Raw genomic sequence first — 13,707 nt, forward strand, 5'->3', positions numbered from 1 at the left:
CCTAATGTATTTGAAAAATGGAATTAGCACTAAAAACTCAAGAATTAGGGCGTGGTACACATTTTGTTTAAGAATGTAAATTGTAGAAGAAGAGAAACATCACAACTTTGGGCATGAATTGATTGGAGAGGCTTAGGAACTAAAAGTTTCATCTCACCCACACTATGAAAGTATTTCACTTTCATAGTGCGGTCATCATTCATTTATCGTAATGGAGAGCTGGCCATGCGGACATATGTGTGACGTTTGCCGCGAATCGCAATTGAATAAGTCATGATGTTTTCCGGGATTGCAATGCCATGGTAACCAGCGTCACCGATATGATATAAATCTGCCCCAGCCATTTTACTTGTGAGCGCAATTTGGCGAATCGTATGCTCGTCCGCTCCTTCTTGACTTGTACCAATTGTCAGCATGACTAATGCTCCTTTTTCGTGTGCGAACCGGACAAGTTTTTCTGTTTTTTCTAATGTTACCCCTGGAACGGTTCCAGGTGCCGGCATGAGAATAACATCAGCTCCTGCGCTAATAAAACGTTCCATTACTTTTTCGGAAACAATGCCTGCCCCGATTTCGTTGGCAACACCTGCCCCGTGCATTTTTCCTGCAATAATCAAACCATCGTCCCCAAAGACGTAACGCGCCTTTTCAATCGCTTTTGCAATTTCGTCGTTAGTAACGCCTGTTTTAGGATTGCCTGTTAAACAAACAAAATCAAACCCTAACTTCTTCGCTTCCTGCAACGATTCATCTGTCGCCAATCTCCCTTTAGAAAGCGATGTTAAATCTTCCAGCTGTTTAGCGTTCGGATCGACAGGCTCCAAATTGACACCAATCGGACGTCCTGTTAGCTCCTTAAGACGTTTTACAATTTGATTCGGCTCATTCATATCTAAACCATTAAAATACGGGACAAACACATCAAAAAAATTTAACAGCAATAAATCAGCACCAAAAGCAGCGGCGATTTCCGCGTTTGTTACTGATGGATAAAGAGACGTAAACGCTCCAATGATTTCCGAAACAATCACTCTTCCTTCAGATGCTTTAATCGATTGCTTTAATTGTTTCCCATTCATACAGCGAAAATCAGAAGCTGTACAATCTAATAAACGTTTCATAAGGACACTCCTTCGATATGTAATTAAACAACATCTGTTTTTTTCTAAATTATGAGACTATAAAAAGACACAGGGCTGACCAATAAATGTCTGGATGACACTTTGCTTTTTGATCAGCCTCAAAGTGCGTAAAGTATTATAACTATGATTTTTTCATCTCATTTGCTACAAATTCTACATCTGTACCGACTACGACTTGCAAATCGGTTTGATTCAAGCGAATGACACCTTTTGCTCCCAATCTTTTTAGCTCACTTTCGTTCACCTTTGACATATCATGCACTTTTAACCGTAGACGCGTCACACAATTATCAATGTGTGCAATGTTTTCTTTTCCACCTAACGCCTCGATATATTTAGCTGCAAGTTCTTCATATTTGACACCTGATTGAGCAATGCCGCTTTCAGTAAACTCCCCTTCGATTTCATCTTCGCGTCCAGGCGTTTTTAAATCCAATTTTTTAATAAGGAAATAAAAGACAACGAAATAAATCACACCATAAACAATTCCTTGCACAAGCAATAACAACGGTTTTTGCGCAATTCCGAAGTTTAGAAAATAGTCAATGGCTCCGGCTGAGAAACCAAACCCGTGATGAATCCCCAGAACCGTGGCAATCGATAAAGAAAGACCTGTTAAAACTGCATGAACAAAATAAAGCAGCGGTGATAAAAACATGAACAAAAATTCAATTGGCTCCGTAATTCCTGTTAAAAACGATGTGAATGCAACCCCAATCAGTGCACCAGCAACCGCTTTACGACGCTCCTTTTTCGCTGCAGCAATCATAGCAAATGCCGCTGCTGGAAGCCCAAACATCATCACTGGGAAAAAGCCAGCCATAAAAATACCTGCACTAGGATCTCCAGCAAAGAAACGATTTAAATCGCCCGTTTTACCATTAAATTCACCAAATACAAACCAGACTAAACTATTTAACACATGATGCAATCCAACAGGGATTAATAAACGATTTAAAAAGCCGAAAATACCGACTCCAAGCGCACCTGCTCCAACAATCCATTCACCTAACGTATTAATTCCGTGTTGAATTGGAGGCCATACATACCCAAAAACTAAGGCTAACACAAGCATCACAAATGAGGTAATAATCGGCACAAATCGTTTGCCGCCAAAAAAACCGAGCCAATCTGGTAATTTTATATTATGATAGCGATTGTACAACATACCTGCGACAACACCAGAAATAATTCCACCTAATACCGCCATATTAATATCTTTATTGATTGCTGCTGTTCCTTTTGTTAATACAAAATACCCAATCGCACCTGCTAAAGCTGCCGCACCATTTCCATCCTTAGCCAACCCTACTGCTACACCAAGTGCAAACAATAAAGCTAAATTCGAAAAAATCGCATCCCCTGCTGCCGCAATAAACGGAATATTCAGTAAGTCTGGTTGCCCTAAACGGAGTAATAGCGCTGCCGCAGGAAGGACGGCAATCGGAAGCATAAGCGCCTTCCCAATCCGCTGCAAAAATCCTAACATTGTAATTCCCCCTTGATTGTATATAGAAAAGCAAATGATTTGCTTTTCTTCCGTTATCGTTCCATCTCAATCATGAATTTGTAACGATCTGCTCGATAAACAGATTTGACAACTTCTAGTGGTTGTCCGTTATCTAAATAACTATTTCGCTGAATGAGTAAAACTGGGGCACCTTCTTTAATTTGTAACATTTCTGCTTCCATCTTTCGTGCCACCGATGCCTCTAATACTTGTGTTGCAAATCGAATCGTTAATCCTAGTTTATTTTCAATAAAATCATAAATAGAACTGCTTATATTTTCCGCCGCCAAATTCGGAACGAGTGAACAAGATATATATGCTGTTTCTAAAGCCATCGGCAGTTGGTCAGCAAGCCGAATACGGCGAATTTCATAAATGTCTGCTCCTTCTCGGACATCAAGCTGCTCTGCTAAAGATGGATTAGCAGGAATTATATGGAAATCAAGTACTTTCGCCCCCGGTTCCATTCCTCTTGCACGCATATCTTCGGAAAAGCTCGTCAATCCTTTTAAAGGCTGTTCAATTTTTTTTGTAGCGACAAACGTTCCTTTTCCTCTTTTTCTTACTAAATAGCCATCATTCACTAAGTTGTTGATTGCCTGACGAACAGTCATTCTGCTAATTTCGTATGTTTCCGCCCATTCTCTTTCCGATGGGATCATTTCCCCTGGTTTCAGCTCCCCTTTTTCGATCATTTCTTTAATATTTTGTTCTAGTTGGTAATAAATTGGAAGAGGAGAATGTTTATTAATCATTGCACATACACCTTTCTTTGTTCTTTGCCTATAAGTGATAAAGCTTCTTTATCAGCAATAATCGTGACATTCGGATGTGTTTTTAAAATCGAAGCTGGAATGTTCGGTGTTACTTCCCCTTCGAGAAGTTGAGACATAATATGCGCTTTCCTCTCCCCAGATGCTAATAAGATGATTTGTCTACTTTTCATAATCGTTGCAATCCCCATTGTAATTGCATGAGTTGGCACCTCTTCAAGAGAAGAAAAAAAGCGTGAATTTGCTTTTCTTGTTGAATGAGCAAGTTCAACAACATGAGTAGTCGAGTCAAAAGAAGTGCCTGGTTCATTAAAACCAATATGACCGTTCCTTCCAATTCCTAGTATTTGTAAATCAATTCCGCCACATTGTCCAATCAACTTTTCATAACGAATACATTCTTCTGGAATATCATCTGCAAGCCCATTTGGGATGTATGTTTGCGACATCGGAATATCGATGAAGCGAAATAAATGTTCATTCATATAATAGTGATAACTATTCGGGTGGTCAGCTGCTAGACCAATGTATTCATCTAAATTGAAAGTGCGAATATGTCGATAAGATGTTTGATTTTGCTGGTAGTCGTTCACAATGGCGGCGTATGTTTCGAGTACTGTTTCCCCTGTCGCTAAACCAAGTACAGAGTCGGGTTTCTTTCTAACTTGATCAATAATCATTTCTGCCGCCTTTTGGCTCAACTCATAATAATCGTTCACTTCAATGACTCTCATCTGCAAACACCTCTAGCTTTGAATAGGCTAATTTTCCGCGGCAAAATGTCATGACGACTTCATACGCTTCGTTGAGTACAACAAGATCCGCATCTTTACCTACACGAATACTTCCTTTACGATCAAGAACACCTAATTGTTTGGCAGGATTCCAACTTGCCATGAAAATCACGTCTTCTAGTGAACAACCAGTAAATTCGATCATTTTTTTCGCCGCATCTTTGAATTTCAGAATGCTTCCTGCCAACGTTCCGTCTTGCAATGTCGCTTGCTGCCCTTGAACGATGACTCGCTGCCCTCCTAGCTCGTATTCTCCTTCTCCGAGACATTTCGCACGCATCGCATCCGTAATGACAATGAGGCCTTCCCTTCCTTTGTTTCGATAAGCAAAGCGAACCATTTCCGGCACGACATGAGTTCCATCAACAATCAGCTCACAGACCACTTCATCGTGCATAAGCACCGCCCCGACAACTCCCGGCTCGCGATGATGAATCCCGCGCATTCCATTAAACAAATGAGTTGCATGTGTAACCCCTGCTTCAATCGCCTCTTTTACTTGTTGATAAACGGCATCGGAATGACCTATTGAAGCGACAACACCGTTTTCTTTTAAATAAGAAACAAGCGCCAGTCCGCCATGTTCTTCTGGAGCAAGCGTGACGAGGCGAATGTTTCCATTTGCTTCCTTTTGCCATTGGTTAAACAGCTCTACATTCGGTTCTATAATGTTGCATGGATGCTGTGCTCCCGCCCGCTTTGGTGACAGAAATGGCCCTTCTAAATGAATCCCGAGCACTTCGGCTTCTCCCGGCTGATTATGAAACTGCATATAATGCGCTACATTTCGCACCGCTCTCTCAATATAATCAACAGGTGCCGTCATCGTTGTCGCAAGAAAACTCGTCGTTCCTTCCTGCGGCAAAACAGACGCCATCGTTTGTAACGCCTCTTTTGTCGCATCCATCACATCTGCACCAGAAGCCCCATGAATGTGAATATCAATAAAACCAGGGACTATGCAATCACAATGGTCAAGCTCAATCACTTTTGCATCCGAAATCGGCATCATTGAACCGACATAAGTGATCTTCCCATCTTCCACCAATATACTTCCGTGTTCTATTCGCTCTCTTTCTGCGTATACCGTTGCATTCGTTAATAAAAATCGATCCACGTTTTACACCTTCCTTCTACACTTATATTAACATCTTATAATCTAGTTGTCTATACCACTTAAAAAATATTTCTACTTCGAATTTGACAGCACAAAAAATTTTCATTGCAATAACTTTATTCGATCACAGTACATTTCGACCCATTTTTGATTATGTTCCTTCCCACCTTGAATATTGTTGCTTACAAAAATCGGAGGAGTAGCTCCTTCGGTTGCAATGATGATCGCCGCTTCAGCAAAAACCGCATGTAAAATCGCTGCGCCAATAACAGTCGAAGTTGGAGCAAACGGAACCGAAATCAAAGGATGGGTTAAAATTGCATCTCCCTCTACAGAATAATTGTTAATAACAAGATCTACACACTCCGCCAAACGCTTTCCACTTGGATGCAAAGGTGGTAGCGCTTTCGAACATGCTAGCGATGTTAAACCGATAACATAAGCCCCATGTTGTTTAGCAAATAACGCCACATCAATTGGTACCGGATTACACCCCGATGTTGAAATGATAAACACAACATCTCCTTGACAAATCTCTTCTTTCTCTAAAAACGTGCGAGCATAATTGATTTCTTTTTCTAGTTGCGATGAACGAATAGCTCCTTCATGAAGCATCAACGGCTCAATCAATATTGGCTTAATTGGCACAAGCCCCCCTGCCCGATAAAATACTTCTTCCGCCAATAAGTGCGAATGCCCGCAGCCAAACAGCTGGACAATCCCATTGTTTTGAATGCATTCTGCTACTTTTGTGGCCGCAAGCAATAATGTTTCTCTTTCATTTTGTTCTACTGCTGTGAGCAACTGATGAAGATGCTGAAAATACTCAAACATCGCAAACATCCTTTCATAACAATTTCCTTCATAAAATTTTGACAAATCTATCACACAAAAGTCAATGTACATGTTATAAATGAAAATGTTGGAAATAAAAAATTGCAGTAAAAAGATGATCGCTCTACAATGAATTTGAAGAAAAAGGTGTCCTAAAATCGGACACCCTCCCAATCAAAAAGAAGCGTTGCACGTTCGCCTTATCAAGCGTTTATCCGTATAGAGCGTGGCGGGATCAAGGTCGCGAACTTATTACTTTTACTTCTTACAGAATGGAGTCGATAAAAGACCATTAAACTTATCAAATCCTCATGTATATAATGGGATTATTATAAATGCCATTTGGAACTTTAACGTTTTCGTCTTTTATGGAGTAATCGGTATGTTTCGACTGTCGGGTGACTGAACAACACCGCTTCCAGACAAATGCATTTGTCTGTGAAGCGGTTGGTTGTTCGGTCCTCTGTCACGCGAAGGCGTGACGAAGGCAAGTCACAGACTTGCCTCCGACAGTCGAAAAAATAGGGAGTCTACTTTTTCGTCCGCCATAAGTTAAACCTCCCAGTTGTATTTATATAGATGATAAAAAGCGGCTTGATCGGACGCACAGAGCGATAGGCATCGATGTGGTGTTTGCCTGTGAAAGTCTTAGGGAACGTGATCAAGGCTTCATGCAAAGTCACGCCGTACCCTCCCTAAGAACTCCTAGGGCTTTAGTCGACGGGAAATTCAGTGCAAGAAAGTCATATTCTGTTTAGGAAATTGCGGCTTCCCATATCATTAATCCTCGCTATACTCAGAAACATGACAAAAATTTTTTAACCGCACCTATACAATAAGGTGCGGTTTTTTTATCCTTTGATTCCTTGCAGCCATTCTTGATAACACTCCGGACATAATGTTTCCACGCGCTCTTCGTCTAATGTATAAAAGGAAACATAATGAACTTCGTTGCACTCACATTGACAATAGAAGCATGTTTCTTTCATACTCTTCCCCCTTGTCCATTAGTATGTGGCAAAAGGGAAGATTTTTTTCAAGTGAACAGCTTCCAATTTTATTTCGGAGAAGTGAGGGAAAGCAAATAGTTAATAACCGCTTCTTGCTCGACTTTTGTAAAGCCGTTTTGTTCATCAATCCAATAGCGATGACCATCGCCGCTTACATGAACGTTGCGAAGTTTTTGCTCCGAGCTGTTAGCGCGTATAACTTGCTGCCGGAGAGTTCGGTCAATGAGAGCACGAAGGCTGTTGCGTGCATCAGGAACGATTCCTTTTTCGACCGTTCCGGCTAATCCCATCTCTCCATTCGGCCCTACAGCAACACCGCCGTCATGAAGGTACGGAGCGCTCCAAGCAACCCCGATTAAGCTTGGCACTTTATAGCCTCCTAGAGAATCACCGTGTGCAAATGCCAACCGTATTTGTTCTTTATCCAAATGTTCTGTCGGTACTTTTAATATTTGCGGGTTGTCCGGAATAGGAACAGGCGTATCTGGCGCGTACAAGACAGCTTCGCCAAATATTTTTTCTGTTTTCTTCAACGCTTGCGCCCGCGACGGCTCGGTGCCGACCACTTTCGCAGAAACAACGCGATTATTGGTTAAATAAGCACCGGCATGGCAATGAATACATCCTGCCCGGACAAATACGTCGCGGCCGTGCTCAATTTGTTCCTGCGCTACTCGCTCTGTTGCTGCCGGAGGGTTAATGGTATTTTGCCAAGCAGCTACCGCATAATTTTGCTCGTTAAACCGGTATCCTGGTTCACTGACGATTAGCCCGTCCGGGGCAACGAGCGACACCTTCGGAAATTGCGGTGGAGCAACGAGCTTGTTGACTCCGACAACGCCAGGGGTCGGATCCACTTTTGTAAAAAACGTTGACGGCTTTTCCTTTTTATTCGGTTCATATCGGAATTTAGGATTCGCAGCATTTTGCAATATCGTTCCGAGATATACTTCCTTATCGATCCCAAAAAGCGCTTGACTAATTTCTGATTGCGATAGTGAATCTGCATTTTGCGCATGAACATTATTGCTGAACACAGCCAACCCTCGAAACGGTCCCGCAGCCGCAAATCCGCTCCATCCATATGGGTGGTCGCCGAGTGTAAAAGAATCCGGTATTTGTGAAGGATTTGCTTTCATATCAATCGTTGAATCAAAATTGCCGCGCGGCCAGCTGCCAAAAATCCGATCAACTTCCTTCTCAAGCAACCGCGGGTCAGGAAGGGGAGTTTTCCTTCCTTTTGAATCCACTATCGATCGGTCAACTGAATGAATGTAATGTTGCAATGAAGTAATATTGGCATGTGTAAAATAAGCAGCTGAATTGGTTGCGAGCGCTAGTAAAAGGCCAGCATTTAAATCGTTGTTCGGAGCTCCTTCTACTACTTTTTTCGTTGCTGGATCCACAGTTGCATGACACGCCGCGCAGCTAATACCGACGCGAAGCCTCCCGTCATTCCAGACAACCGGCATTCCTAACGGTGCGTATGCTCCTTTTGGTACATCAATACCAGTGTCAACTTTCTCCCCTTTTTTGTATATTCGGTCGCCGATGGTAATGTCTTCGGCCAGCTCAACTTGTAAATTGGTTGTTCCTTTTCCCCGCAGCGCCATAATGGCTTTTGCTATGTTGGCCATCGTCAACGGACCGTTGACAATTCCCATAATATCCGTTAAAAATACTTCATTTCCGAACGTTTCCTTATAAAATACTTCCCGTCCTAATTGAAGCAGCCGATCATCGACTCGGACTGCTCCGGCAACGGAAGATGGATCCGCTTCATGTACTGACAACTTTTTAATGTTTCCATTTTGTTGGTCTATCCAATTTCCCCAAACGTCCACACCTGTCCGTTCATTTGCCGCGTATCGCTTCGTATCTTCCTCCGCCGGCAACAAGGCATACTCGACATGAGCGTAATAGAAAAAACTGCTTCCGATGAGAAGCAAAACAATGATGATAGCGATATACTTGTTGCGCATCTGTTATTCACCACCTATTGCAAAAGCTGTAACATGTATATTGTATCCTCACTGTTTTCGAATTAGTCACTTCTTAGCACGCTCATCTCTTGTTTGGCATGAAATGTATAGTAAAAAGCTAGTCTGACCAATCCGTTTGTTTTTTACAATATTCGCAAGACATACATGTCAGATCATGGCACAAACTATTTCTCGGAAGGTAGTGAAACACAATGCGAACAACAGGAACACACGAAATGTTAGAACCCCATGAACTTTTTGCGTTTAAAAATGTATATTTGGCGAAAAATATAGCTATGCAAGGAACGGTTACAGACCCACAACTTCAATCATGAATTCAGATAAGATATTCAAAAAACACAACAACAAATTCATGATTGACACAATCTTCTTTCATGTGATCGCTCGATTGTTTAATACACGTCAAGCAAAATAAAAAAGCCATCAATAATGATGACTGAATATAACCACTTGATTTCTCCCGTTTGCTTTCGCTTGATACAACGCTTGATCCGCTTGTTCAATCAGTTTTGGCACTGACGTACCTTTATATGTGGCTAATCCCACACTAACAGTTACATGCACCTTCTTGCCTTCATAAATAAAATCAGCTGATTCGATGGCTTGGCGAACTCGTTCGGCAAGCAATTGACATTCCTCGGTCGTTGTTTCAGACACTAAAATTGCAAACTCTTCTCCACCTAAACGAACAACACCATCCGATTTCCTGACATTTGCTTTAATTAATCTAGCAACCTTTTTCAACACTTCATCCCCAAACATGTGGCCATACGTATCATTGATTTTTTTAAAATGATCAATATCAATGAGAATGAGATGAAAAGGTGACCCTGTTCGTTCACCTAAGGGAATAGCTTTCTCTATATACAAATTAAAATATCTTCTATTATAAACGCCTGTAAGCGGATCAATTACAGTGAGTTTTTGAACCTTTTTGAGTAATTTTTCATATTGAATTTTAAAGTATACTATCGTAAAAAATATGGAATAATTTATAATTGTACCAATCAACAATTCAACGAAAAGTGTACGAGAAAAACCGTAATAAGTGAATGTAAAGGCATATTCCAACACGCTTAGAAGAAAAGTGATCGAAATAGCAACGCCCCATTTTTGACAAGCAACAACAACAAAAACTATGGGTATCAAAAGCAATGACCATATAGCGTTGTAAGGAAAAAATATAAAGAGAACAAACGGTAAAATCATTGTAATGACAATAAATAACCATAATAATAATTTTTTATTCATGTTTACTGAATATTAACTCCTTTCGGCAGCCCAGCCGTCATAGCGTTTCCGCCTTAGACCTTTGGCTTTGCGTCACCGCCTTTCGACAGTTTTGCCTTTTTCGTAGAGTAAAAAACTATGATAATAATACCATATAAAAGTATCAATTTCTATTGTAAAATATATAAACTCCAACACTGTATCACATAGGTTCATTCCAGCAAATGCTTCTCCTAAGTGAAAGGAAAAAAGCAAGACATTGCCTATAAAACGATTGAACACCTCCGATGACGATAGGTTCACCGTTCAGAAGCTATCATCAAAAAAGGGAAAGAATTCTCTTTTTCCGCAGTCCACACCATCGTCGGCAACACTGTTTTTCATAAAACGTCATGAATGAGTCTCGCTCTCTACCGGGGTATGAAAATCACCACTCATGGATCGATGATTTTCACAGAAAAAAGAGGCTGACCCGATGAAGCGACCTTCCACACAATCATCGTATAAACTATGATGAATTGTGCGTGAGATCAGGCGCTTACAGGTACGGTCAGCCCCATACTGCCCAAAACAAACTAACTCGAACTGTCGCAATTCTCTTTATTCTTCCAGCCCAAGAAGCTGCATAATTTCTTGTCTTAGTTCACCTATTCGTTGGCCATGACGGCTGCGGGGTCTTGGAAGATCGAGATCGATCGTTCGAACTAACTTTCCTGGTCGAGAGCTCATGACAAAAATTCGATCGGCTAAATATAAAGCTTCATCAATATCATGAGTAATTAACAGCATTGTTTTTCCAGAACCTTCCCAAATTTTCAGCAGCTCGTTTTGCATTGTTAGGCGAGTCATAGCATCCAACGCTCCGTATGGTTCGTCAAGAAGCAATACATCTGGATCCATAACAAGCGCTCTAGCAATCGAAACACGCTGACGCATTCCACCTGATAACTGACTCGGATAATAATGGTAAAAGCCTTCAAGCCCTACTGTTTTTAAAACCTTTTGTGCCCGATTCCGCCGCTCTTCCTTTGAAATACCGGCCAGTTCCAACCCCATCTCAACATTTTCTCCGACGGTTAACCATGGATACAGGGCATGCTCCTGAAAAATCATCATCCGCCGCGGGGAAGGATGATCAATCGTTTTTCCGTCTGCTTGAACAGTTCCCTCATCCGGTCTCTCTAATCCTGCTACCATTCGCAAGAGCGTGCTTTTTCCACATCCTGAAGGACCGACAATAGCAGCAAATTTTCCTTTTTCAATCGTTAGGCTGACATCCTCGAGCACCTTTAGAGAGCCGAACGATTTATGAACCTTTTGTATTTCTAATGTCTGCATGATCATTTCGCCCCCCCGATATAACGCCACTTTAACATTCGCCGCTTTAACCACTCAAGTATGACGTGGTCAAAGAAAGCAGCAATCAGACCAATGATCACAATATACATTAATACGTCTGTCATTTGCGCAACCTCTCCGGCAAATTTGATGGAAAATCCAAGGCCACTTGACGCTCCGCCCACCATTTCGCTCGCAATGAGAGAACGCCACGCATTTCCGAATGCGACTTGAGCTCCCGTGATAAAGGAAGGCAGCGTTTCGGGTAGGTATACTTTTCGTAAAAGTTGCCCTTTCGTAGCCCCTAATACTTTCGCCACTTCAAGATGTGTACGGTTAATTCCTTCTGTTGCGTTCATGACGGATAAAGCCATCGGGAAAAAGCTCGCAATAATAATGACAGTAATAATCGGAACATTACCAAACCCAAACAAAATAATCAAAAACGGAATCCAAGTAATTGGCGGAATCGATTGTAAAATGGCAATCAAGCTTCGCAAATAAACAGCAAATCCTCGTGAAAGACCTGCCAATAATCCTAATAGCCCACCGAGTAAGCATGCACTTGGATAACCGACGACAAGGCGAAACAAGCTTTCTTTTAAAGACGTAACAAATTCAGGTTCTGTTATTCCAGCACCTAATCGTTCCAACACGGCCGGAACTCCCGGCAGCAAATAAGGCGGGGAGAAAAAAGCAGCGATTTGCCAGATCAATAACAACGTTCCGATTGCTGCCGCATAAGGCCAAATTTTTTTCCACGTTTGCGAGTTCATCTTTTGCACCGCCATCCCTGCTATTATTCTTTTACTTGTTCTTGCCAGCTTAAATCAAGCGCGTTCTTCACATCGATCTTTCTTTTTAAAATCCCCTGTTCGACCATCATATCGGCAATTTCCTGCATCTTTTCAACTTGCTCAGGAGTAATCTTCCATTCGAACGTTTGTGATTTAATAGATTCTTCAATCACTTTCATTGCCGCTATTTTTTTGCCGTCTGACGTTTCAAGTTCGTTTTCTTTAATAAAGTGTTTCGTAATCAACTTAGCTGATTCTGCCGGTTTTTCTTTTAACATTTCAACTGCCTCTTTTTGTGCATCCAACAAAGCATAAACAGCGTCTTTGTTTTCTTTAACCATTTTTCCAGATGTAATGACGACCATGCAAGGGAACGGCCATTCTTGTCCCACTTCATAAATTTGCTTAACAGGCGTCGTTAAGCGGGCAATCGAATCATAAGGTTCGAATACAAAAGCGGCATCTACTTTTCCAGCCGCAAGAGACTGTATTGCGACAGATGGTGAAACATACTGCATTTGAACATCATTCTTCGTAATACCTGCTTTTTTCCAGACAACTCCGTTCAACACAATGTCAGCCGTGCTGCCTTGTTGCTGAGAAGCGACGGATTTTCCTTTCAAATCAGCCAATGACTCGATTCCGCTGTCTTTGCGTACTAACATGCTGTGATATCCCATTTGAGCCCCGCCAACAATTTTAATATCTGCACCTTTATCTAACCACGTTAACGCATTCGTAAACCCAAGCACGCCAGCATCCAGTTGTCCGCCAACAATTGCCTTAATAAGATCCGTGCCACTATTAAACATTTGCATCTTTACATCTAAACCATGTTTCTTATAAAATCCACCTTCGCTCGCCAACATCGCTTGCGCATCGTCCATGACATTTAAATAACCTATACGTATTTCTTGCAGTTGATCACTATCGCTTTTTTGATTCGATCCGCTTGATTGCTGTGAGGTTGAAACATTTCCATTATTTCCGCACGCTGTTGTGCCAAAAAGCAACCCAAAAGCTGCCGTTGCAACGATTAATCTCTTTTTCCATCTTATCTCTTTCATTTTAGTCTTCCCCCTATTATTTTATTTATTCTTATATTTCCTACCTGTTTAATAGGGTTATTGTATGTAAAAATCGTATTTTTTGTCAAGTA

12 protein-coding genes and 1 riboswitch are annotated in these 13,707 nt (G+C 41.4%); all 12 genes read right to left on the reverse strand.

Annotation, left to right across the window (positions count from 1 at the left end):
• Window positions 1-203 precede the first annotated feature (203 nt).
• Complete coding sequence (locus tag HNQ34_RS13045) at window positions 204-1,121, reverse strand: DUF7916 family protein (RefSeq protein WP_183255306.1); 918 nt, start codon at window positions 1,119-1,121, stop codon at window positions 204-206.
• Window positions 1,122-1,263: 142 nt separating this feature from the next.
• Entirely contained in the window at window positions 1,264-2,631 is a 1,368-nt protein-coding gene (gene nagE / locus HNQ34_RS13050) for an N-acetylglucosamine-specific PTS transporter subunit IIBC (RefSeq protein WP_183255308.1), read from the reverse strand.
• Between the two features lie 53 nt (window positions 2,632-2,684).
• On the reverse strand, window positions 2,685-3,407 hold the full coding sequence (locus HNQ34_RS13055; RefSeq protein WP_183255310.1) for a GntR family transcriptional regulator: 723 nt from the start codon (window positions 3,405-3,407) through the stop codon (window positions 2,685-2,687).
• Window positions 3,404-4,159 carry a glucosamine-6-phosphate deaminase gene (nagB, locus tag HNQ34_RS13060; RefSeq protein ID WP_183255312.1) on the reverse strand — a complete coding sequence of 252 codons (756 nt, stop codon included), beginning with the start codon at window positions 4,157-4,159 and terminating at the stop codon, window positions 3,404-3,406. Before nagB ends, HNQ34_RS13055 begins: the two co-directional genes overlap by 4 nt.
• A complete protein-coding gene (gene nagA, locus HNQ34_RS13065) occupies window positions 4,146-5,336 on the reverse strand; it encodes an N-acetylglucosamine-6-phosphate deacetylase (protein ID WP_183255313.1) in 1,191 nt (396 codons plus the stop codon). The genes nagB and nagA overlap by 14 nt, the downstream gene beginning before the upstream one ends.
• 102 nt (window positions 5,337-5,438) lie before the next feature.
• Window positions 5,439-6,170: an SIS domain-containing protein gene (locus HNQ34_RS13070; protein ID WP_183255315.1), complete on the reverse strand. Its 732-nt coding sequence runs from the start codon at window positions 6,168-6,170 to the stop codon at window positions 5,439-5,441.
• An 851-nt stretch (window positions 6,171-7,021) separates the two neighbouring features.
• Complete coding sequence (locus HNQ34_RS13075) at window positions 7,022-7,159, reverse strand: hypothetical protein (protein ID WP_183255317.1); 138 nt, start codon at window positions 7,157-7,159, stop codon at window positions 7,022-7,024.
• Window positions 7,160-7,227: 68 nt separating this feature from the next.
• Window positions 7,228-9,162 (reverse strand): electron transport protein, encoded by a 1,935-nt coding sequence (locus HNQ34_RS13080; protein WP_183255319.1) that lies wholly within the window; start codon window positions 9,160-9,162, stop codon window positions 7,228-7,230.
• Between the two features lie 444 nt (window positions 9,163-9,606).
• Window positions 9,607-10,434, reverse strand: coding sequence for a GGDEF domain-containing protein (locus HNQ34_RS13085; RefSeq protein ID WP_183255321.1), 828 nt, complete (start codon window positions 10,432-10,434; stop codon window positions 9,607-9,609).
• Between the two features lie 21 nt (window positions 10,435-10,455).
• Window positions 10,456-10,540, reverse strand: a riboswitch (cyclic di-GMP riboswitch).
• Between the two features lie 473 nt (window positions 10,541-11,013).
• On the reverse strand, window positions 11,014-11,751 hold the full coding sequence (locus tag HNQ34_RS13090; protein WP_183255323.1) for an ABC transporter ATP-binding protein: 738 nt from the start codon (window positions 11,749-11,751) through the stop codon (window positions 11,014-11,016).
• Window positions 11,752-11,753: 2 nt separating this feature from the next.
• The gene (locus HNQ34_RS13095) at window positions 11,754-12,527 is read right to left on the reverse strand and encodes an ABC transporter permease (protein ID WP_183255377.1); all 774 of its coding nucleotides are present in this window, start codon (window positions 12,525-12,527) and stop codon (window positions 11,754-11,756) included.
• A 23-nt stretch (window positions 12,528-12,550) separates the two neighbouring features.
• Window positions 12,551-13,615 (reverse strand): ABC transporter substrate-binding protein, encoded by a 1,065-nt coding sequence (locus HNQ34_RS13100; protein ID WP_183255325.1) that lies wholly within the window; start codon window positions 13,613-13,615, stop codon window positions 12,551-12,553.
• Window positions 13,616-13,707 lie beyond the last annotated feature (92 nt).

Origin of the sequence: Anoxybacteroides tepidamans (assembly GCF_014201465.1) — a bacterium.
Taxonomy (GTDB): domain Bacteria; phylum Bacillota; class Bacilli; order Bacillales; family Anoxybacillaceae; genus Anoxybacteroides; species Anoxybacteroides tepidamans.

What these genes read in the sequence shown, in the direction of transcription:
- HNQ34_RS13045 (WP_183255306.1), bottom strand. Translation starts at nt 1,121, where the DNA reads ATGAAACGTTTATTAGATTGTACAGCTTCTGATTTTCGCTGTATGAAT.
- nagE (WP_183255308.1), bottom strand. Translation starts at nt 2,631, where the DNA reads ATGTTAGGATTTTTGCAGCGGATTGGGAAGGCGCTTATGCTTCCGATT.
- HNQ34_RS13055 (WP_183255310.1), bottom strand. Translation starts at nt 3,407, where the DNA reads ATGATTAATAAACATTCTCCTCTTCCAATTTATTACCAACTAGAACAA.
- nagB (WP_183255312.1), bottom strand. Translation starts at nt 4,159, where the DNA reads ATGAGAGTCATTGAAGTGAACGATTATTATGAGTTGAGCCAAAAGGCG.
- HNQ34_RS13070 (WP_183255315.1), bottom strand. Translation starts at nt 6,170, where the DNA reads ATGTTTGAGTATTTTCAGCATCTTCATCAGTTGCTCACAGCAGTAGAA.
- HNQ34_RS13075 (WP_183255317.1), bottom strand. Translation starts at nt 7,159, where the DNA reads ATGAAAGAAACATGCTTCTATTGTCAATGTGAGTGCAACGAAGTTCAT.
- HNQ34_RS13080 (WP_183255319.1), bottom strand. Translation starts at nt 9,162, where the DNA reads ATGCGCAACAAGTATATCGCTATCATCATTGTTTTGCTTCTCATCGGA.
- HNQ34_RS13085 (WP_183255321.1), bottom strand. Translation starts at nt 10,434, where the DNA reads ATGAATAAAAAATTATTATTATGGTTATTTATTGTCATTACAATGATT.
- HNQ34_RS13090 (WP_183255323.1), bottom strand. Translation starts at nt 11,751, where the DNA reads ATGCAGACATTAGAAATACAAAAGGTTCATAAATCGTTCGGCTCTCTA.
- HNQ34_RS13095 (WP_183255377.1), bottom strand. Translation starts at nt 12,527, where the DNA reads ATGAACTCGCAAACGTGGAAAAAAATTTGGCCTTATGCGGCAGCAATC.
- HNQ34_RS13100 (WP_183255325.1), bottom strand. Translation starts at nt 13,615, where the DNA reads ATGAAAGAGATAAGATGGAAAAAGAGATTAATCGTTGCAACGGCAGCT.